The 21,347-nt window shown below is 49.1% G+C and carries 20 protein-coding genes; 18 read left to right on the top strand and 2 right to left on the bottom strand.

Annotation, left to right across the window (positions count from 1 at the left end; genetic code table 11):
- Positions 1-158 precede the first annotated feature (158 nt).
- From MKY16_RS24990 to MKY16_RS24920, 15 genes are all read left to right on the top strand, one after another.
- On the top strand, positions 159-983 hold the full coding sequence (locus tag MKY16_RS24990; protein WP_069012367.1) for an ABC transporter permease: 825 nt from the start codon (positions 159-161) through the stop codon (positions 981-983).
- Between the two features lie 53 nt (positions 984-1,036).
- Positions 1,037-2,068 (top strand): ABC transporter ATP-binding protein, encoded by a 1,032-nt coding sequence (locus MKY16_RS24985; RefSeq protein ID WP_340957517.1) that lies wholly within the window; start codon positions 1,037-1,039, stop codon positions 2,066-2,068.
- Positions 2,069-2,166: 98 nt separating this feature from the next.
- Entirely contained in the window at positions 2,167-3,336 is a 1,170-nt protein-coding gene (locus tag MKY16_RS24980; RefSeq protein WP_025723151.1) for an extracellular solute-binding protein, read from the top strand.
- Between the two features lie 2 nt (positions 3,337-3,338).
- On the top strand, positions 3,339-4,181 hold the full coding sequence (locus MKY16_RS24975) for an ABC transporter permease (protein ID WP_165178318.1): 843 nt from the start codon (positions 3,339-3,341) through the stop codon (positions 4,179-4,181).
- 31 nt (positions 4,182-4,212) lie between these two features.
- Positions 4,213-5,727: a hypothetical protein gene (locus MKY16_RS24970; RefSeq protein ID WP_340957515.1), complete on the top strand. Its 1,515-nt coding sequence runs from the start codon at positions 4,213-4,215 to the stop codon at positions 5,725-5,727.
- Entirely contained in the window at positions 5,724-6,191 is a 468-nt protein-coding gene (locus MKY16_RS24965; RefSeq protein WP_340957513.1) for a hypothetical protein, read from the top strand. The genes MKY16_RS24970 and MKY16_RS24965 overlap by 4 nt, the downstream gene beginning before the upstream one ends.
- Positions 6,184-7,191, top strand: a complete 1,008-nt coding sequence (locus MKY16_RS24960) for a CehA/McbA family metallohydrolase (RefSeq protein WP_165145445.1) — start codon at positions 6,184-6,186, stop codon at positions 7,189-7,191. Before MKY16_RS24965 ends, MKY16_RS24960 begins: the two co-directional genes overlap by 8 nt.
- A gap of 27 nt (positions 7,192-7,218) precedes the next feature.
- Entirely contained in the window at positions 7,219-7,935 is a 717-nt protein-coding gene (locus MKY16_RS24955; RefSeq protein WP_340957511.1) for a GntR family transcriptional regulator, read from the top strand.
- A gap of 147 nt (positions 7,936-8,082) precedes the next feature.
- On the top strand, positions 8,083-8,739 hold the full coding sequence (locus tag MKY16_RS24950; RefSeq protein ID WP_029518936.1) for a hypothetical protein: 657 nt from the start codon (positions 8,083-8,085) through the stop codon (positions 8,737-8,739).
- 365 nt (positions 8,740-9,104) lie between these two features.
- Entirely contained in the window at positions 9,105-10,628 is a 1,524-nt protein-coding gene (locus MKY16_RS24945; RefSeq protein ID WP_318627806.1) for a M23 family metallopeptidase, read from the top strand.
- A gap of 231 nt (positions 10,629-10,859) precedes the next feature.
- On the top strand, positions 10,860-11,591 hold the full coding sequence (yycF, locus tag MKY16_RS24940; RefSeq protein WP_025723159.1) for a response regulator YycF: 732 nt from the start codon (positions 10,860-10,862) through the stop codon (positions 11,589-11,591).
- On the top strand, positions 11,588-13,417 hold the full coding sequence (gene walK / locus MKY16_RS24935) for a cell wall metabolism sensor histidine kinase WalK (protein ID WP_029518931.1): 1,830 nt from the start codon (positions 11,588-11,590) through the stop codon (positions 13,415-13,417). The genes yycF and walK overlap by 4 nt, the downstream gene beginning before the upstream one ends.
- Entirely contained in the window at positions 13,414-14,754 is a 1,341-nt protein-coding gene (locus MKY16_RS24930; protein ID WP_340957508.1) for a YycH family regulatory protein, read from the top strand. Before walK ends, MKY16_RS24930 begins: the two co-directional genes overlap by 4 nt.
- 18 nt (positions 14,755-14,772) lie before the next feature.
- Positions 14,773-15,537 (top strand): two-component system regulatory protein YycI, encoded by a 765-nt coding sequence (gene yycI, locus MKY16_RS24925; RefSeq protein ID WP_307350601.1) that lies wholly within the window; start codon positions 14,773-14,775, stop codon positions 15,535-15,537.
- 6 nt (positions 15,538-15,543) lie between these two features.
- Positions 15,544-16,350, top strand: a complete 807-nt coding sequence (locus MKY16_RS24920; RefSeq protein WP_023991120.1) for an MBL fold metallo-hydrolase — start codon at positions 15,544-15,546, stop codon at positions 16,348-16,350.
- Here MKY16_RS24920 and MKY16_RS24915 read toward each other — a convergent pair.
- Complete coding sequence (locus MKY16_RS24915) at positions 16,319-16,525, bottom strand: hypothetical protein (RefSeq protein WP_025723164.1); 207 nt, start codon at positions 16,523-16,525, stop codon at positions 16,319-16,321. The genes MKY16_RS24920 and MKY16_RS24915 overlap by 32 nt on opposite strands.
- 502 nt (positions 16,526-17,027) lie before the next feature.
- Here MKY16_RS24915 and MKY16_RS24910 point away from each other — a divergent pair.
- Positions 17,028-18,263 carry a S1C family serine protease gene (locus MKY16_RS24910; protein ID WP_340957507.1) on the top strand — a complete coding sequence of 412 codons (1,236 nt, stop codon included), beginning with the start codon at positions 17,028-17,030 and terminating at the stop codon, positions 18,261-18,263.
- Positions 18,264-18,349: 86 nt separating this feature from the next.
- On the opposite strand, the gene MKY16_RS24905 is transcribed toward MKY16_RS24910, so the two are convergent.
- The gene (locus MKY16_RS24905) at positions 18,350-20,071 is read right to left on the bottom strand and encodes a cellulase family glycosylhydrolase (protein ID WP_340957506.1); all 1,722 of its coding nucleotides are present in this window, start codon (positions 20,069-20,071) and stop codon (positions 18,350-18,352) included.
- A 214-nt stretch (positions 20,072-20,285) separates the two neighbouring features.
- Between MKY16_RS24905 and MKY16_RS24900 the strand changes: the two genes are divergently transcribed.
- Together MKY16_RS24900 and MKY16_RS24895 are read left to right on the top strand one after the other, a co-directional pair.
- A complete protein-coding gene (locus tag MKY16_RS24900; RefSeq protein WP_340957504.1) occupies positions 20,286-21,050 on the top strand; it encodes a class I SAM-dependent methyltransferase in 765 nt (254 codons plus the stop codon).
- Positions 21,051-21,155: 105 nt separating this feature from the next.
- On the top strand, positions 21,156-21,323 hold the full coding sequence (locus MKY16_RS24895; protein ID WP_013373879.1) for a CxxH/CxxC protein: 168 nt from the start codon (positions 21,156-21,158) through the stop codon (positions 21,321-21,323).
- The last annotated feature ends 24 nt before the right edge of the window (positions 21,324-21,347 follow it).

The raw sequence follows: 21,347 nt of genomic DNA, 5'->3' as shown, positions 1-21,347 counted from the left end.
GTTAGCAGCCTCTCTCTTTTTTTATTCTGTGAAGTGTTAAATGGTATCTTTCCCTTTACATAATCTTATCTTCCTTGTCGATTTGTGATAACAAACCCTCTCTATAATCCAAATAGAAAAGAGATTTGGACGTCTAGACGTCTTGAGAGGGATGAATTATGAACTGGTATCTTCGCTCACTCGGCACACGCAAAATTGTTGAATTCATCGTGCTTATCATTTTCGTCATCTTTTTCCTGGGGCCTCTGACCAATCTCCTCCTCTTGGCGGTTTCAGGAAAATGGCAGTATCCTGCACCGCTCCCGCAGAGCTTGTCACTGGAATGGTGGAAGTTTGTACTTACCCAGGATGATGTAGTCAGCTCGATTTCCCTATCCTTCCTGATTGCGATTACCGTTACGGTCTGCTCCATTATCGTATGTATTCCTGCTGCTTATGCCTTTGCACGAATTTCTTTCCCGCTCAGTAAGTGGTTTCTTTTCTCATTCCTGCTTACACATGCTTTTCCGAAAATGGGTTTGTATGTGTCCATTGCCGTACTATTCTACCAATTCGGGTTGATGAACACTTTTGCAGGCATTGTGCTCATCCATATGGTAAACACACTCATGTATATGACCTGGATTCCATCCTCTGCCTTCCGCAGCGTACATCGTGCACAGGAGGAGTCGGCGCGGGATGCTGGAGCCGGACCCTTTCGGGTGTTCTGGAAAATCACCTTTCCTATGGCGCTGCCCGGCATTGTGGTTGCCTCCATCTTTACCTTTCTTGCTTCACTGGATGAAGCACAGGGGACACTTCTTGTCGGAACGCCGGACTATAAAACAATGCCAGTCATCATGTATTCCATCATTGCTGATTATCCGAGCACAACAGGTGCTGTTTTCTCAGTCATTCTTACCCTGCCAACGATCATTCTGCTATTGGCAGCCAAGCGTTTTGTAAGTGCGGATGTCCTGGCAGGCGGATTTCAGGTGAAGTAACGTAATTGGTCAAAAGAGGAGTTTACAAAATCCTGAAAAGGGAGCCTAAACTAATGCCCATTCAATTATCCATTCAAGAGTTAACCAAGCGCTTCAAGACAGGAGACGGAGTCAAAGGCATTTCACTAGACGTGATGAAGGGAGAACTGGTGACGCTGCTGGGACCTTCCGGCTGTGGTAAAACAACCGTGCTTCGCTCCATTGGCGGTTTTTTGGACCCGGACAGTGGCGACATTCAGATTCAGGGTAAAAGCGTACTCAAGCTACCGCCCGAAAAACGTCCGACGGCTATGGTGTTCCAAAGCTATAACTTGTGGCCGCATATGACCGTGTATGACAACCTGGCTTTCGGGTTGAAGATTCGCAAGGTGAAGAAGACAGAAATTGACCGCCAGGTGAAGGAAGCGTTAGCGCTGGTTCGGCTAGAGAGCGCAGAGCGTAAAACGCCGGGACAGCTCTCGGGCGGTCAGCAGCAGCGGGTAGCACTCGCTCGGGCTTTGCTGCTAAAGCCTGATGTATTGCTGCTGGACGAGCCTTTTTCCGCGCTTGATGCCAAATTGCGCATGGAGATGAGAGAGGAGCTGCGTGATATTCAGACCCAGACAGGAATGACGATGGTGTTCGTCACCCATGATCAGGAGGAGGCGCTGTCCATTTCCGACCGAATCGTCGTTATGAATGCGGGTCGAATTGAGCAGCTCTCTTCACCGCAGGAGATTTATGACAAGCCACAGTCCCTTTTTGTAGCGGGTTTTATTGGCCGTATCAATTTATTAAAGGGGGTGAGCACAGGTCGCAGTGTCTCTGTGAGCGGAATACCGTTTGCACAAGAGCATGAATACACAGGTGAATCCATGGTTGGTGTAAGACCAGAGGATATTGTTCTGACGACGGAAGAAAATGGTTCTCTAGCCGGAACAATCAGACAAGTGATGATTCTAGGGCATTATGCGGAAGTTTCGCTGGATAGCGGTACCCATCATCTGAAAATGTTTGTGCCGCGTGAACGAGCGGCCGAGCTGCGCAGTGGAGAGCACATCAGATTCAGCTTCAGTAAAATGGTTACTTTTCCAACAGCACAATGAAGATTCACGATCAACCTCTATATCGCATCAATGTCCGTCACGAACGCATCATCTGATGATGCTGCGAACTTGTGCAACTATCTAAAGGAGGCAACAACGTGTTTGGGAAAAAGAATATGGGTCTGGTTTTGGCAGGGGTACTTAGTTTATCGTTGTTGGCTGGTTGTGGTAACGGCGGTAATGCCGCCACGGCTACAGGGGAAGCCAAGTCTACAAAAGCGGGGGCCGCTACGGGAACGACGGAAATTTCCTTGTACACTGGAGGGTCTCTGAACGTCAAAGAGCTGTGGGAAACGTTAATCAAGGACTTTGAAGCTAAAAATGATCACGTTAAGGTCAAACTGGTGTATTTGCCAGCAGGAACCGGAGGTGCATCTACACTGGATCGTCTGATTGCAGCCAAGAAAAGTGGACAAACCGATACCGATATCGACCTGTACGAAGGCAGTCTGGATGACATCACCAAAGGGGTAGGCGAGAAACTGTGGGAAACGGTAGACGCCGCCAAGGTTCCAAATTTGAAGAATGTTGATGAAACATATCTCAAGCAAGTCAACAATCAGGCCATTCCATACCGTGCCTCTTCGGTTGTCCTTGCCTATAATAGTGCAAAAGTAGCGACGCCTCCGAAAACAGCCGACGAGCTGTACACGTGGATTCGCCAGCATCCGGGCAAGTTTGCTTATAACGATCCGTCTACGGGTGGGTCAGGCAGCTCGTTTGTGAACACGGTGATCTATAATTTCCTTCCGCCAGAGGCGATGAACAGTGATGATCCGGCAAATATGAAGAAATGGGATCAAGGCTTCTCACTGCTCAAGGAGCTGGGCCCTTCAATGTACCAAAAAGGAGTCTATCCTAAGAAGAACCAAGGCACGCTTGATATTTTGGCGAGTGGAGAGGTTGATATGGTTCCAGCTTGGTCTGATATGGCACTCGAGCAGCTGGCTAAAGGGCTGCTTCCGGACACGGTGAAGCTGACACAGATCGATCCTGCTTTTACAGGGGGACCCTCTTATCTGATGGTTCCTTCGCTCTCCTCCAAAAAAGAAGCCACTCAGGAATTCTTGAATTATATACTGACGCCTGAAGCGCAAACGGTCGTTATTAACAAAATGTACGGCTATCCTGGGATTAAGTGGAATCTGATGCCAACGGAGCTGCAAGAGAAATTCAACAGTGTATCTTCTGGATACCGCAGCTTTAACAGCGGAGAGCTTCAGCAGGAAATTTACAAACGCTGGCAAAGTGAAGTAGCGGGTGGTTGATCATGAGTTCATTGTCCAAAAGGGGGATGCTGGGGCTTGCCCTGGTCATCCCGTCTTTTCTCATTTTGCTGGTCGTCGTTATTATTCCGATTCTTTATGCCGTGAAGGAAAGCTTGATTGATCAATATGGAACGGGCTACGGTCTAGCCAACTATATTCGGCTGTTCACGGAACCTGCCATGCGTAGAAATATCATGTATACCATTAATGTCACGTTAGTCTCGACGGCCCTCACTCTGGTCATCAGCTATGCTTTGGCGATTTATCTGAGATTCGGCAAAGGGGTTGTCGTGAAGTGGATAGGCCGGTTGTATTTTATTCCGATGTTTGTTCCCGGTGTAATTGCAACGTATGCGATCATTACCATGTATGGCAATCACGGTTGGGCTGCACGTCTTTTGCTGCCGCTTGGAATTGAAACGATCCCGAGGATTATTTATGACTACAAGGGTCTGGTGCTGGCTAATTTGTGGTTCAACATTCCGTTCGCAACCATGCTGCTCAGCTCGGCACTTGCCAGCATTCCAAACGCTGTCGTCGAAAGTGCCAGAGATGCTGGAGCCAGCACGATGCAGCTGTTTGGTCGCTTTATTTTACCCCTTTCCTATAAAACGATGTGGGTTGCGGTGACCTTCATTTTCATGGGAATCATGGGCAGCTTTACGGCTCCCTTCCTGATCGGTGCCAACTCACCACAAGTGTTGGGTGTTGCGATGCAGCAGGTGTTTTCCAGCTATCAGGAGACGCATACGGCCAGCGCAATGGCAGTATTTATGTTTTTACTGTGTTCTTTTATGGGCTACTTTTATATTCGGACAATGGTGAAGGATGCGGATGCCAGCTAGACTGCCGTCATACACTAAGGAGGTTACAGGGATGAATAGCCAAGCAGAGGTACAAATTACCGGGTTTAGTGGGCGAGTGTGGGAAAAGGATTTGCTGGATTGCGGTTATCGGATTGCCTTACACAAAGCGGAGGTTGAGCTCAGCCCGGGAAACGGGTTCCGGTTTAGGTTCTCCATGCCAGAAGACGGATACGCGGAGCTTGATCTGTTCGCCAGATCAGACAGTGACTGGGCTGCGACAGATCGAGAATCTGCCTTCGTACGCCTCTACCTGAATGAAGCCTATAATCAGGATGTCATTTTGTACTATGGCAGCAGTCAGGGAGTGTATACCCGTTTGTTGGGATACCTAAAAGAAGGCGATTACGAGGTCTATGCTGAATTCCGCGAACTGGAATCGGCTCCGCTTGTATCTCGAGCATGGATTGACGGGGTTGAACTGCGCTGCGTGGCTGATTCCTCTCCAAGATCACTGATTTATCGCCATACCCCGCTTTTATATGGCCGCAATCTGTCACATCCCTATGAGAATCGCTTTACGGATACACCACTTGTTTTGTTCTATTCCATAGAAGTGAACGAGGGGAAGACGGTCATCGAATACCAGATGATGTTCAGCCATGAAGATGAGGGAACGCCCGCGCCGCTGCTTATGAGCAAATGGGGAAGAACCACCGATATCGAATGGATGTACCGCGTCGAGCTAGATGCAGGGGGCAATGTTCTGGAAGCTGTTTTCCAGGGGGCACATCATATTACGACTGCGTTTAATGGCAGTTATGATCTGGGTGGCCATCCTGTTCTCCAATCCGCAACAACCAATGGAAACTTTAAGGATGACATTTCATCGGACTATCGTTTTATGCTGCCGCCTGCTTTCCAGTGGAAACCAGAGGAAGAGCCGCGTGAGGCGGTCATGAGCCGTTTTCCTTTTGCCTATCAGGTCACTGGGTGGGAGATGGAACGTCAGCAGGAGCTGGAAATGCCGTCACAAGCGTCTTCCATTGCACTTGCACACCAGCGTAGCTATGTGTTTATCCAGACTTCCAAACGTCCCTTACGGGATTCAGGCAGAGAATCGTCTCCAGGATTCAGGCCGGGCTTCAATCGGCGCGAGGAAGATGCATGCGTCGATATCCAGCTTCGTCTTCACGGCTCGGAGCAGTGGTATTCATCATGCCACCATGATCTGAGACTCGGGGAGTTTAGAGCCGCTTATGAGGGGGCAGAGTCACATTTTTCTACCACGGTCAAGCTATCTGGAGAGGCTGTGCTTGAGGATATAGCTGAAATTAGAGCCGTATTGCTGGAAGGCGGTGCGGACAGCATGGAAGTGGCTGGACTGTGTGCCTTTACGTTAAACGAGGATAATCTCCCGCAGTTTCCAGGTATTCATACAGACCGGGTGATTGAGCTGACGCGGCTTCAACCCGTAGGTGTTTTATGGACAGCCGACAAAGACGTGTCGGGTGATGAAGGACATCCTGTGAATGATATGGTGAAGCAAGTTGTAAATGAACCGTCCAGCAAGGATGGGCAGTCATGAGCAGGCTGCTGTATGTGGAGGGAACGGTCGACAGGACCTGCACCCAGAGCCATATTACGTACTCCTTCTATATTCCGCAGCCGACTGAAACGATTCGTATTCACTTCTCTTACACGCCCAAGTTATTGGAGGATCAAGAGCAAGCACGAGGAATCATTGAGGAAAGCATGTGCAAATACGGATACGACGAGCCGGGGCATTCATCCGATCTATGGAAGAAGTATATACCGCTGCAAAATTTATTAACGCTGTCTGTCGATGATCCTGTCCGTCACCGGGGAAATGCGCACCGTCCCGAGATGCAGCAGGAGCATTGGCTCGGTTCGTCTGCGGCTTCGCCGGGGTTCCTTGCAGGAGATCATCCGGCGGGCATGTGGCGGATTACGGTCAGTCTGCATGCCGTTGTGACCGAGACGCTTGCCTACCAAATTCATGTATTGGGGGAGGAAGCAGCATATGCTTAAATGGATTCCAGCTGAGCTTCACACCCATACGCTTCACAGCGACGGCAAGCACACGCTGGAGGAGCTTGTTCAAAGCGCAGTGGATCTGGGACTTGAATGCATTGCTATGACGGATCACAACACGCAATCGGCACTTGCGGATCAGGAAGGGGTTCAGCGGCAGTTCGGTCTCCCGATCATTTCAGGGATGGAGTGGACGACCTTTTACGGGCATATGCTGACGCTTGGGGTTGACCGCTTTATCGACTGGCGTGTGCTGGGGCCAGATGACATTCATGAGGGGATTCGGCAGGTGCATGAGCAGGGAGGCATTGCAGGGATTGCCCATCCGTTCAGGATCGGAAGTCCGATCTGTACGGGGTGCTTTTGGGAGTACACGATTCAGGATTGGCACGAGGTGGATTATATAGAGGTCTGGTCAACGCTGATGCCATCTATTAAGCGGGATAGCCAGCGGGCGTTTGCCATGTGGACCGATTTGTTGAATCAGGGGTATCGCATCACTGCCGTAAGCGGTCGGGACTGGCATGTATCTAAACCGGATGATTCACTTCCGGCTGTTACATATCTGGGAGTTCATGATGAAGCAGAAGAGCGAGAAGGTTTAGAAGGCCGGGCAGTTGAGGCGATTCGCCACGGTTCAGTGTCAGTTACGATGGGACCGCTACTGACGATGTGGGCGCAGATTAAGGGCAGAGAACATCGTTATCACATCGGCGAATGTATAGAGCTGACTGTAGAGGATCCACTATCTGTGACGGTTCAATTGGATGTAGAAGGAAGAGCAGCCCATTATAATCTCAAGCCTCAGAATCTTCGTCTTCTGCTGACAAGTAGTCAAGGCATATGTTCGGAGATTCAGATCCCTGCCCAAACAGGAGAATATACGCTGTCATTGCAAGACCCGCTAGGAAAGGGCTGGATACGAGCGGAGCTTTACGGCTGCATGGAAGACTGCGTGATGATGATTGCTTTTACGAATCCGATTTATATGGCTTAACACAATAGAAAGGCTGGGCTTCGGACGGTGCCAACCAAACAAGAGAACATCAAGCAGCGTATAGAAGAATATATGAAGGTTAATCAAATGGGTCCGGGGGATCGTCTGCCGTCGGAAACTGCACTTTCCCAATCGTTTCGTGTCTCGCGTACGACGCTACGGGGAGCTATTCGCCAACTGGAATCGGAAGGTAAGTTACTAGTAAAACACGGGAGTGGCACGTTTGCGACTTGCCCGCTGCCGAGTATTCCAAGCTCGCTGGACCGCCTGTACAGCATCGGTGACATGATTCGTTCGGCAGGGCTACGGGAAGACGAGCAGCTGGAATCCATTCAGAGAATTTCGGTTTGTCCTCCTGATATTGCCGAACAGATGAGATTTTCCGAGAATGAGCCCATGATTGCTCTAGAGCGTACACGTACTGCCAACGGAGAGGCTGTAGCCCACTCTATAAACTGGATGCCAGAGAAATTAGCCGCTCCCATTTTGGAAGATGACTCTTTTTCAGGCTCGCTTTTTCAGAGTCTTGAGTTCAAGGCGGGGGTAAGAATTGTTGGAGCCTATTCCGAGCTTACCGTTCCAAACTATGACGACGCACATATGACACGTCTGCTGAAGCATCCGCAGGCTACGGTATTACTATTGAAGCAGCTTCACTATGATGAAATGAACAGGCAGGTGCTGTATTCTCTGGATTATGTTCGCAGTGACATTTTCCGTTTCTGGGTGCGTCGTACGCGCTGATTCAATCAGAATGTGGCATCTCCTATTGAATGGTGCTAGTTTTACATATTTCATGGGTTAAAAATCGTCATATCTCGTCAATACTGATCTATATGCACTTCATGATGATACACACATGGCAGGATGCGTATAAGGAGGTAACGGGATATGAGGTGGCTTGGATGGCTGCTCAAAAAAGGAATGACGGTCGTGTTGGTTAGCGCACTAACGCTGGCAGTGACAGGTGTAGTCGTTAATGCTTATGTTCAATCGCTGCTACGGCAGTTTAACATTCAGCTTGATCAACAGCCCATATGGGGATTGGGTTGGCTAAAAGGCAGCGCGGGCACTGACCCAAGCACAGACACGGGGAAGAACAAGACGACAGGAAGTGGCTCGGGAAGTGTAACACCGCCTGATGATGCGTTGCCTGTCATGGGACAGGGCTTAGAAGAAAGCGGAAGTGAGGCAGGTGGCGCAGCCAATGGCAAGGTATCTCAGAAGGGGGCTGTGTCGGCCGGAACATCAGGCAACGAGTCACGGAAGCAGGCAGAAGGTACAACTACACCCGAAACGAGTATTGAAGGCCATGATTTAGTGATTACGCCCGACCATTTGACAGAGAAGAAGAACAACTTACCGGCTGCACAGAAACAGGAAATTTTTGCAATTCTGATGAATAAGCTGCCGCCGGAGGAGATGCAGAAAATATCAGCCGCGATGGAAGGCGGTCTCACTGAGCAGGAGCTTCAGGATATTCAGCAGGTGCTTGCGAAGTATTTGACCAAAGAGGAATATAACAAGCTGATGGCTTTGCTTAAATAAGTATTTTACAAAAATCCAATAAGCGACTTCCAATGAACAAGATATAGAGCGAAATGGGTTAGTTTGTCTAGATGAATTCATGGGCAATGCTTATGCTCAAAATAGGACTGTAGAATCCGCGCCATGCGCGGATTTTTTTGCGTGTCAGGAAGTAATTGGGGTGTAGTTGAATTCTTTGTAAAGGCTATGTTAAAGTAAACAGTGTTGTGAAAAGGTTAAATTTTTGAAACCTTTTACGCAACTATGCAATGATAGATAGCGACTAATATCATAGATGCTTGTGAATACAGGCTAGATTCATAGTGTGAAAGACCAATAATGAACGCATTTATATAGAGATAAGATATGCTGAAAAGGAGAGAGTCATGAAGGTTTTGAAGGAGCAGGATTCACCAGACAGCAGGAATGCAGCTTCCAACGTTGCAGACAAGTCTGCTGTAGAAACGGGGAAATTAGCAAAGTGGTGGAACGGTCGAAGAAAATGGCTGAGCTGGACGGCAGGCGGTGTGGTGATTGCAGGCAGTCTTATTTTTGCAAGTAATCAGTATGTCGGGGCTAACACAGTTCCTTATTATAAAGTGTATGTAAAGGGCGTCGAGGTCGGAAATATCTTGAATGAGCAACAACTTAAACAGCTATACGCAACGAAGAGCAAACAGTATAAGGATAAGTATCCCGGCGTGGATATGGTGCTCAATACGAACGCGGTAACGACAGATATTGAGAAGGCATATAAAGCGGATATCGACAGCGCAGCTACGCTGAAGAAGCTGGATGGTATGCTGACAGCGTATGCCAAAGGGGTAGAAGTGAAGGTCAACGGTCAGACGGTTGGCATTGTAAAGGACAAGGCGACTGCACAGGCGGCTTTAAAGCAAGTGCAGAAGAAGTACACACCTGTGGGTGAGGGTACATCTTCAGGCATCAAGGGGCTGGTTCGCAAAACATCCGTGGGCAGCAGCCATGCGAGTGCTAGTACTAAAACCCCCAAAGCATGGCTGGAGTCTGCCAGTATCCGTGAGAAAATCGCGTACGAGCCTGTGAAAGCAGACCCGAACAAGGTGCTGACGGAGGCAGAAGCAGTCAAAGTGTTGACTGAGGGGCGTGAGGCTCCTATCACGTATACAGTGCAAGAAGGCGATTCTCTGTCGTCGATTGCAACTAAATTTAATATGACCGCTTGGGAGATTAAGCAGAACAATCCCGGCTTGCGTGAGCTGTATTTGCAAATTGGGGACGAATTGAAGCTTACTGCTCCGAAGGTTCCGGTTACGGTGCGAACAGTAGAGAAGGTCGTCGAACAGATTGCCATCGAGCCTGAGGTTGAGATTCGTCAGAGCGATGAACTGAAGGCAGGAGTTACCAAAGTGGTCAGACCGGGACAAGCAGGTCTTAAAGAGATGGACTATCGTTTGACCAAGGAGAACGGTGAGGTCGTGCAAGAGGAATGGCTCGGTCAAAAGGTGCTGCAGCCGTCTATTACTGAGGTGGTTCTTAGAGGAACGAAGGTTGTAGGAGAAGGCTCAGGACAGTTTGCTTGGCCGGTGTCCGGCGCATCGATGTCGAGTAGCTTTGGCGCACGTTGGGGACGTATGCATGAGGGTGTCGACTTGGTCGGTAGTGCTGACATTCACGCATCAGATGAAGGCGTGGTATCATTTGCAGGTCAGCAGAATGGATACGGCAATGTCATTATGATCGATCATGGCAACGGCTACCAAACCGTGTACGGGCATTTGAGCAGCATTGGCGTTCATGTAGGACAGGTGGTTCAGCAAGGCGAGTCGATCGGGGTCATGGGGAACACAGGACGCTCGACCGGAACGCATCTGCATTTTGAAATTCGTAAAGATAATACGCCACGCAACCCAATGACGTATTTAAGATAGGTTGGATGTTTATAACGAGAGTTACATGATTTATGAGGATCAATGAGAAAGGCCATGTTTTTCTGCATGCTTAACAGTAGGTGCAGGCATGGTTTTTTTCTGCGTAAAGAAAAGGGTCTGAAGAAGTAATGGAATGACGCACGGGTATGATAGAATAGAATAAGCATCTTATAGGTACTGACAAACGAAAGTTATTATAGATGATGATCCGTGAAAAGAGGTGAACGCTGTATGCAAGGAACGATTCTGGTAGTGGATGATGAGCAGCCCATCGCTGATATTTTGAAATTTAATTTAGAAAAAGAGGGCTATCAGGTGATTTGCGCCTTCGATGGAATCAGCGCGGTGGATATTGCGGTCAAGCAGCAGCCTGATCTGATCCTGCTGGACCTGATGTTGCCGGGCATGGACGGCATGGACGTATGCCGCGAGGTGCGCGGACATCAGCTCCAGACGCCGATTATTATGCTGACCGCTAAGGACGGCGAAATCGACAAAGTGCTGGGGCTGGAGCTGGGCGCGGACGATTATGTAACAAAGCCGTTCAGCACGCGGGAATTGCTGGCACGAGTGAAGGCACAGATGCGCAGACAGCAACGCGGCGGGGCAGGCGCGTCGGAAAGCCGACCGCAGGAAGATAAGCAGGGGCTGCGTGTGGGCGACCTCTTTTTTGATACGGATATGTATACAGCTTACAAAAACGGAACACCGCTTGACCTGACGCACCGCGAATATGAGCTATTGCACTATATGGCTAAGAATGCCGGAAAAGTCATGACGCGGGAGCATTTGCTCCAGGCAGTATGGGGCTTCGAATACTACGGGGATGTGCGGACAGTGGATGTGACCATTCGGAGGTTGCGCGAGAAGATTGAGGAGAATCCGAGCAAGCCGGAGACCATCCTGACACGCCGTGGCCTTGGATATATCGTGAGCGGGGGCAAAGGTGGCCTGCGGGCATGAAATGGCTGTCTTTCTTTCGTACCATTCATGCAAAGCTGATTATTATTTATGTGCTACTTATCTTGGTGGCTATGCAGCTGATAGGGGTTTATTTTGTCAGCTCGATGAAGAACTCCCTCACGAGTAATTTTACGCAGGATTTGCAAGCACGGGCGGAGATGCTGTCCGTGCTGGCGGAGCAGGATCTGAGTGGCAGCGACGGCAAAATGGAAGAGGACAGCGTGGAAAGTCTACGTGCACGCGTGAATAATTTATTCGATTTCAGCGGCGCGGAAATTCAGGTGCTGGATGCCAGCGGGAAAGTATTAATTACTTCCCAAGGTTCACACGCCGATTATGTCGGACGCAAAAATACGCAGACAGTAGTCAGCCGCGCACTCCAAGGAATCCGAGATAACGAGGAATACATGGTGGACGAAGATAATGTCCGCAAGAAGGTCGTCGCCAAGCCCGTTATCAGCCAAGGCAAGATTGTCGGCGCGGTATACATCGCCGCTTCAATGACCGAGCTCTACGATACGATGAAACGCATTAACAATGTGTTTCTCTCAGGTATGCTCATTGCGCTCGCGTTGACGGCTGTGCTGGGCGTGGTATTGGCCCATACGATTACGCACCCGATCAAGGTAATGACACGCCATGCAACGGAGGTTGCCGAGGGAAAATTCGACCAGCAGATGCCTGTATTTGGTGAAGATGAGATCGGTAGGCTCAGCGTGGCCTTTAACTATATGACAGGCCGTCTGCGTGAGGCACTGTCCCAAAATGAAGAGGAGAAGGAGAAGCTCTCCTCCATCTTGACCAATATGAGCGACGGTGTGGTCGCTACTGATGACAATGGCCGGGTCATTCTGGTCAACCGTCGGGCCAGCGCCATGCTGGGCGTGAACGAGAACGAAATGACCGGCAGGCATATCGCGGTACTGCTGGGGATCGACCCGGAGGAAACCGAGGCCCTGTATAGCGGTTCTTCGGCCTCCACGCTCTTGCAGCTGGAGCCAGCTGGTCAGGATGAACCCATCGTCATCCGTGTGACATTCACGCCGATTCATCGGCGGGAAATCGGCATTACGGGGACGATTGCCGTGCTCCAGGACGTGACGGAGCAGGAGGAGATGGAGACGACACGGCGGGAATTCGTAGCGAATGTATCCCATGAGCTGCGCACTCCGTTGACGACCATCCGCAGCTACGCTGAAGCGCTGGATGACGGCGCGATGGCTGAACCGCAGCTTGCAGAGCGTTTTGTGGGCGTGATCCGCAACGAGACAGAGCGTATGATCCGGTTGGTTACGGATTTGCTGCATCTGTCACGGCTTGATTCCAATGAGGCGCCTTTGCGGATGCAACCTGCCGATGTGATGGAGATGCTGGACGAAGTCGCAGATCGGTTTTCTTTTCAAATGAAGCAAAAACACATTCGCTCAGGGATGTTCGTAGAGCAGGGAATCGGTAAAGTCGTGATCGACCGGGACCAAATTGAGCAGGTGCTGGACAACCTGATGTCCAATGCGCTGAAATATACGCCAGATGGCGGAAGTATTCGGATCGAAGCTCGCCGCAACAGTGAAGGAATGCTGTCCATTTCGGTACAAGACACCGGAATTGGTATTCCCAAAAAAGACTTGGACCGGATTTTTGAACGGTTTTATCGTGTAGACAAGGCGAGATCGCGCAATATGGGCGGCACGGGACTGGGACTGTCGATTGCCCGGGAAATTGTAAAGGCACATGGGGGCCAGATTTTTCTGGAGTCGGAATACGGTCAGGGGACCTGCACGACCTTTACGCTACCCATGTCGAGTGAAGGGAGGGAAGCACAGTGAAGGAACGTTTGAAGTCCTGGACGCTTATTTTGCTGGTTGCTTCCAGCCTGGTACAGACTTATTTTTTGATTTACCGCCTTCCAGGCAGTGATTCTGTACTCACTTCAGAAACGAACTATGTCAAAACCGAAAGCATGGGGCAGGAGGAAAAGATTGAGAACCTCGTGTTTCCTGATAAAATGCTAATTCACCAAGGTGAGAAGAAACATACCGTTTTTTATCCGGGTGTTACTTTTTACGATTTAATTTATACACGGCTAGAAAGCCGAAGCTTTAACAACTTTCAACGTCGAAGTATTCAATCGGCGGACTGGGCACAGATTCGCAGCGAAAATGAAGGCATCGAATTATCCTTTTCAGGCGGAGTCCCGGTTTCATTACTGGAGCGGGTTATGCGTCTGACGCCGGATTCGGTGTTTCAGGGAGAGACGATTAACCGCATTTGGATCTATATAGACGAAAAGAATGCCAAGCCACATGCGCTCTTTTTCAGTGCAAGAGGCGATGTGGTGTATGAGGCGAACCAGTTCGATATGACGGTAGAGGACATCCGCCAGCATGTGAATTTCGGTAAAAATGCCCCGTTGTACGAGTTGGTGAATAATCAGTACTACATTCCCGTGAATGACCTGGAAACTGTGCAGCCTGTGGTATATGCTGGGTTGTTTACGACGGAGCAAATGCAGCGGAATTTGTTTTTTGATCCGGGGATTACGCGTAATATTCAGGAGAAGGACGGCTCCCAAATTTATACAGACAGCAAACGTAGTCTGCAAATCAAGCAGGAGCAACGTTGGATGAGCTATACCGATCCGAGTGCACCGGGGGCGGGTGGAAGCAGTCCGATTAGGGATGTGCTGGCCGCAGTTGATTTTGTGAATCAGCATGGCGGTTGGGATGCTTCGTATCAGCTGAAATTGAGAAGCAGCGATGAAAATCGTACGACTGTGATGTTTCAGCAGTATTATGGTGCTTATCCAGTGCTGGACACACCATCGTTCCGCTTTGGTACGATTTCGCTGCAAATCCAGCAGGAAACGGCATCTGCTTATGAACGTTCGTTGCTGTATCTCAAGGGAGGAGAGCAATCCTCGAAGAAGGTTATGCTGCCGGGCGGTGAGTCCTTGAAGAAGCAACTGGAGGCTGTGGGCAAAGGGAAGACGATTCGGGATCTGACTCCCGTATATCAACCGGAGCTGACCAATGATGGATTGAAGCTTGCTCCTGAATGGCGCGTTACGCTCAGTGACGGTTCTGTTGCAGAAATTCAGGCTGTTCCTGTGACGACAGCATCCAACACAACACAGACGAAGCCAGACCGGGAGACAAAGAGGTGACAGGAAGGGGGAACGGGAATGGATTGGAGCCGCGCCAAGAACGTATTGATCTGTACATTTTTGCTGCTCAATGTGGTATTGGGTTACCAATTGTGGCATGATGCGCAGGAAACGGCAGGGCCGAATCTGGATTTTACTTCATTGGATGAAAATACGCAGCGTTTAATGGAAGAGAAAAGCATTCAGGTGCTGGCTCCGATTCCCGGCGATACCCCGCAGCTGCCTAAACTTTCTTACACATACGTTCATAGTGGAGAAAAGGATGATCGTGTGCAGCTGGTGAAGCCGGTGGATAGCAAACTGGTATTCACCCATGATGCGCTAGTGGAGGCATTGGAGCCACAAATCAAGGATATCGATAACTTTCAGTACGATCCGCTGGATGTTCAGGAGGAATTGGCATCCGGACAAGCAGATGCTTTTGTACTTCATCCGCTGGTTCAGGGCAAATGGCCGCTATTTAATGTGAAGCTGGCTCTGTTTTATAGCAATCAAAAGATTACAGGGTATCGCAAAATTAAGGTCGAGCTCCAGCCTTCGGATGAGGCAAAGAAAATGCTGCCTGCGTCCAAAGCACTGGCAAGGCTGATCGACGGCTATTTGCCGCGTGATACGATTGTGAAGGATATCCGGCTCGGTTATTACGGACAGACCTTTAACTCCGATAGTCAGGTGGCTGCCCCCGTGTGGCGGTTTATGCTGGACAACGGGAAAGGTGTGTATTATGTGCAGATGAACGGAGATGTCATTAGTCCAAAGACAGAACATACAGAAGGGTCTTGAACAGATATGGGGATTTCATTTACCGTGCTGTCGAGCGGTTCGACCGGCAACGCTACCGTTGTGCGGAACGAAGACACGACATTGCTCATCGATGCGGGTCTCAGTGCGAAGCGTATTGACGAATTGCTGAAAGAACGCGATCTGAGCGGAGAAGAGTTGGATGGTATTTTGGTCACGCATGAGCATTCCGATCATGTTAAAGGACTAGGCGCCATGGCGCGTAAATATAATTTACCTATATATGCTAACGAAAAGACATGGTTTGCCATCAGCAATGCTGTTGGGCAAATTGCAGACGATAACCGCAGAATATTAGAGACAGGCGCAACGCGGGAATTTGAGTCATTACGCGTAGAGTCTTTTGGCATATCCCATGATGCGGCTGAGCCCGTAGGGTATAGCTTTTATGATGGGGCAGAGAAGCTGAGTGTAGCGACCGATCTTGGCTATGTCAGCGACAAAGTGAAACAGGCGATATCAGACGCGGATGTATTGGTGCTGGAGTCTAATCATGATGTGGAAATGCTGCGTATGGGTCGTTACCCGTGGAACATCAAGCGCCGTATTCTCAGCGATATCGGTCACTTATCCAATGAGATGGCGGGCGCGATTCTTAGCGAGCTGTTGACAGGCCGTACGAAGCGAACGTATTTGGCACATTTGAGCCGCGACCACAATATGATGGAACTTGCGAAGCTGACTGTACGTGGGGCGATGGAAGACCGCGGCTGTTTTTACAAGGACAGTGAGTTTCGATTGTGTGATACGTACTATGATCGTCCTACACCTTGGGATAAGGTAAGTGAGCCATAAAGCTGTCCAGCTCGGCGGCTTTGCGTTCTACCTCTTCACGGGTCACTACGCCTTTGTCCACCAGTAGTTCAATCAATGTACTTAGCGCTAGTGTATTGCGGTAATGCTCGTCTTTCAAATCCGCCAGCTTGGCAGCCATGCGAACTTCATCCATAGCCGAACGATGTGAATTCATCATATATTCCTCCTAAAAAATATTTTAGAAATGGCGTGCAATGAGCTTGGTTCTGCCTGTGGTTTTGCTAAGTGCTGTGATACAATAAAGCTAACAACGGAAAGCTTTCTGAAGGAAGGCTCTCATCGAAAGTATAGGCAGCTTTAAGCGGACGGGAACAGGCCAGAACGTCTCTATGAGACGATCATTTTGTAATAGAATAGAAGACTTGTTACTATTGTAGTCCATTGGTTTGGAAATCATTCCTCTTTTTTCCTCTATTCGGAGTCAGATTCGGCGTGTATGCTAATTTATGAGATTCGGTTGCTTAGGAAGGCACCATTTGTGGTGATTAATAAGTAGGCCGGAACGATTGGTTGCTGGATTCCGATGATAAGGGATATTCCATCCATTTGAGATGTTCAACGGAGCAGGTTCTCTGTAGCATAGGTTGGCGCAAGCCCGAATAGCCCTAATTTTTTAGTGAGTGTCGGTGCATGACAACGAAGGGGAGAGGATTAGCATGGGCTTGTTTGAGGACGATTTTTATTCAACGAAGGTATCCACACGTGCGGCTAAAAAAATGGCATTTAAGGCGCGCCGTGGAGGACGGGGACGTTGGCCACACAGGAAGCGTGGAGTAAGTCCGGTGCAAGCTGCTGTCATTAGCGGTGCAGTCAGTGCAGTGATTGCCGTGCTTCTGTTCAGCTTTATTACAGGTCTGCCCTCCACTACAGCGGTAACCGGAGCCAGTCACTATCCCTTGCGGCAAGCAGCGGGTGACCCGTATGACCGGATTGTGCAGGCGGCAGCCAAAGTGCGCCCAGCCGTCGTTAGCATCGTGAATCTGAAAGATGAAGAGGGTAAAAGTACGGAACAATCCGCGCTTGGATCGGGTGTCATTTTCCGAGTGAGTTCGGGCAAAGCCTTCATTATGACGAATAACCATGTGGTCGAAGGATCAGATGATCTGGATATTGTAACGGTAGACGGTGTCAGAAAAGAGGCAAAGCTGATCGGGAAGGATCGCATTAGTGATATCGCGGTACTGGCAGTTGACGATAAAGGCATTAGCACAGTAGCGGATATCGGCGACTCCAGCAAACTTCGTCTGGGTGAAACGGTCATTGCTATTGGCAACCCGCTTGGCTTGGGAGATACGCTTACCTCCGGTATAGTAAGCTATACGAATCGCATCATTCCGATTTCCATTAATCAGGATGGGGTATATGACTGGGAGCAGCATGTCATCCAGACCGATGCGGCGATTAATGAGGGAAACAGCGGCGGCGCGCTGGTCGATCTGGACGGACGTGTGATTGGCATCAATACGATGAAAATCGCTGATACTGGTGTTGAGGGACTTGGTTTCGCTATTCCCGCCAATGAGGTAATGAAAACGGTGAATGAACTGGTTGAGGACGGCAAGATCACCCGCCCTTATCTGGGGGTATACACGGTCGATCTCAATAATGAATATGCACCGCTGGATGAAACTCAGCGCAAGGAGCTCAAGCTGCCGGACAGCGTGAAGAATGGAGCAGTCGTTCTGGAAGCCCACGGTCCTGCCAAAGAGGCTGGCTTGAAGCTGAACGATGTCATTACAGCGTTTGATAGCGAACCGATTAACTCTACGCTTGATTTGCGTCGCTACTTGTACGATAACAAGAAAATTGGCGATGAACTGAAAGTTACCTTTTACCGGGCAGGCAAGGAAGAAACGGTGACGTTAAAATTAACAGATAAGCCGGAAGGCTAAGGTTTAACGTAAAGGCTTAACTATAAAAAGGCGTTCACCGGCTTAGTTCCGGGAACGCCTTTTTCGATCTTCTGCTGCGCCTTAGATTAAGATGTCGTTCCCGTTACACGGGTTCCGCTCTTGATGATTTTGTATGTCACCACATCGCCGCTCCAAAAATGGAACTTCAGCGTGACTTCACCATCTTTTACACTATTAAAAAATTCAGGCAATAGCTTGATCCCATTGGCATCATAGGCAGGAGAAAAGGTATTGCCAAACTCTTTATAAGGTGTCCAATCCTGTGGACCCGCATTGCCACCATTCGTATAAACAGCTTCCATCGTGGCAAGCTGGCTACCGCGGAAGTCCGTTGGAATGGCAAAGGCTTGTGTAGTCCCTTCGACAGCACTTAATTTTGGAGTATCATACACGACTACTTTGAAATTCCAGTCTGTCCCCTTGTTAAACTTAGCGGTAATGACGGCATTCTCCCCATACTTACCGGAAGTGGTCAGACTGGTGAGCAAGCTGGCTTTGAAGGTTAATGTGTCTCCGCTCAGCGTATAGTCGGTCCCCTGTTTTAGTTGCTTGCTGTTAGCACTGAGTGTGTTCAGCTGATTGCCGTTCAGGTTTAAGGTGACCTTGGTGTCCTGAGCAGGGGTGCCTTTCTTCAAGTGAATGAGGTCACGGTCTGCATTGGAGGAACGCCCTTTTAGGCTGGCTTTAATAACATTAAAGAGTTCGGGATCAGACCATTTGTACGTTGTGCGGTTAAAATGCTGGCCGTTATCCCAGAGTGTGCCTGTTATTTTCTTCTCCTTCATGTAGTAGGTCAGGAACTCGAAGAATTTTAGCTTTTCGCCCTGTTCAATAACGCCTGTATGTTTATCGAAGCCGAGTAGACCGAATTCACCTACAATAACCGGAATACCTTTGGCTACAAAGGTGTTATAGACGTTATCAAAGGTTTGGATGATATCGTCTTTAGTATCTTTATCAAAAGTAGTATGGCCCGCAATATTTACACTGAAGGGCCAATAACCATAATAGTGGACGGTGGCAATCAGATTGGGATCGTTCAGCTTGGTTATCGTGTTGTACAGCTCGTTGATTTTGGCCTGGGCAGGTGCGGTGTCCAAGCCAGGCAGAACAAGGGGACGAGTGGCATTTTTACCGCCAGAGGCGCGGACAATTTTGTGAAAGGATACGTTCAGTTCTTGGAGCATCTGATTCATTTTCGTTTCATCCGTAGTCCCTCCTTCGGAGAAACGGGGTTCGTTAATACTTTCGAACATCAGCTTGTTAGGCTGATCTTTAAAGCGTTGGGCAATTTGTGTCCATAATGCGTTATAGCGAGCCAGCACCTCATCATGTTTGGGCTCCATACTGCTTACCCACGTCCATGAATCATGATGGACATTGATCATGACGTACAGATTGGCATCTAGTGCCCAGCGAACAACCTCTTCCACACGGTTCATGTAGGCAGACTCAACGGTATAGTTCGGTGCTGCTCCAATGTGTTTATCCCAGGTGACCGGGATGCGTATGCTTTTGTACCCTTGGGCAGCAATTTGCTGAATCAACGCCTGGGTAATGCGCGGATTGCCCCAGGCTGTCTCATCCGCGCCGACAGCATCCAGAGAATTTCCTAAATTCCATCCAGGCTGCATGGCTTCTACATACGATTGCATGCTGCTCGCAGCCGCAGCTTGTGGTGCTTGTTCGTCAGATTCGGCAGCAGCGGCGACGGATGCGAACGTAGATAACAATAGAGTGATGGCAAGCGTCAACGACAGCAATGAAACGGGTCTTCGTTTTAACATAACAGGCCCCTTTACAAAGTTATTTTTGAAAGCGCTTTCTAATAAAACACTACCATACTATTTGAATATGGAATACCTGTATAATTCATGTAAAAATTATGTGTTTATTAGATATTTTAAATTTGTAAGCGTTATTATTGAAAAAATACAGAAATGAGTGTAGAATCTATGACCCTACAAAATCCTCAAATACAAAAGAAAGAAGGAGATGAATATGAATAAGTGGGACACGGAAGAGGCCATTCGACGCTGGGATATGCATGCAGAAAACTTTACGGCCAAGTACACTGAGGAAGGGGATCGATCTCGCGAAGTCCTGCTGAATCCGGCATTGCAAGCCTGTATGGGGCCCCTTGAGGGCAAAAAAGTGCTGGATGCCGGCTGTGGCGAAGGTTATCTAAGCCGGAAAATGGCCAAGGCGGGTGCTTTGGTAGAGGCTGTCGATTACTCGACAGAGATGCTGAGGCTAGCCAAAGAGCGAACGCCGTCAACGTTGGGAATTACATATCACCATGGCAATCTGGAAAAGCTGGAGATGTTCGGGGACCAGAGTTTTGATCTGATCGTGTCCAATATGGTCATACAGGACTTGGCTCAATATGAACAGGCGATTGCCGAAATGCAGCGGTTATTAGTTCCAGGAGGCAGCTTTATTTTTTCAATTCTGCATCCGTGCTTTCTGACGCCGCAGAGTGGATGGGTGAAGGACGAGACAGGGAAAAAGCTGTATTGGAAAGTGGATCAATATTTCAACGAAGGCCCCTTGGAGCAAGCGATCCCTTATGATCAGGAGGAAAAGCTTTTGTATTTTCACCGTACGCTGGGCAGCTATGTACAGACCATTGTTGAGGCGGGTTTGTTGTTGGATGGAATGATCGAACCGAAGCCGTCTGCTGACATGCTGGAGAAATTTCCCCATTTCCGTGAAGACCTGAACGTCAGTAATTTCCTCATTTTTAAGACCAAACGTCAGGGATAGTAGGCAAGCCCTTTCCTTTCCGCGTCAAGTGTGGTAGAACAAAAGAAGGCAGTTTTGACACACCTACAACACGGAGAGCTTCAAACGGAAAGGGATGCAACTGGAATGTACGTGGTATGTAAAGAGCATGTGGAACTGGCAATTGATATGTTCGTCGATGAATACGAGGATGCACCGGATGTCGTCGATCTCAAGGAAACGAAATTTTCGGATTGGGACCCTCCAGTGAAGTGCAAGGAATGTGAGAAGAAAGCCGAGTTTTTGGTCGTCTAAAAGAAACAAGCACGGGCGTTTCGG

This window comes from Paenibacillus sp. FSL L8-0641 (genome assembly GCF_038006265.1).
Taxonomy (GTDB): domain Bacteria; phylum Bacillota; class Bacilli; order Paenibacillales; family Paenibacillaceae; genus Paenibacillus; species Paenibacillus polymyxa_D.
The sequence above is the reverse complement of the archived record's forward strand: the minus strand, read 5'-3'. Positions and strand labels throughout refer to the sequence as shown.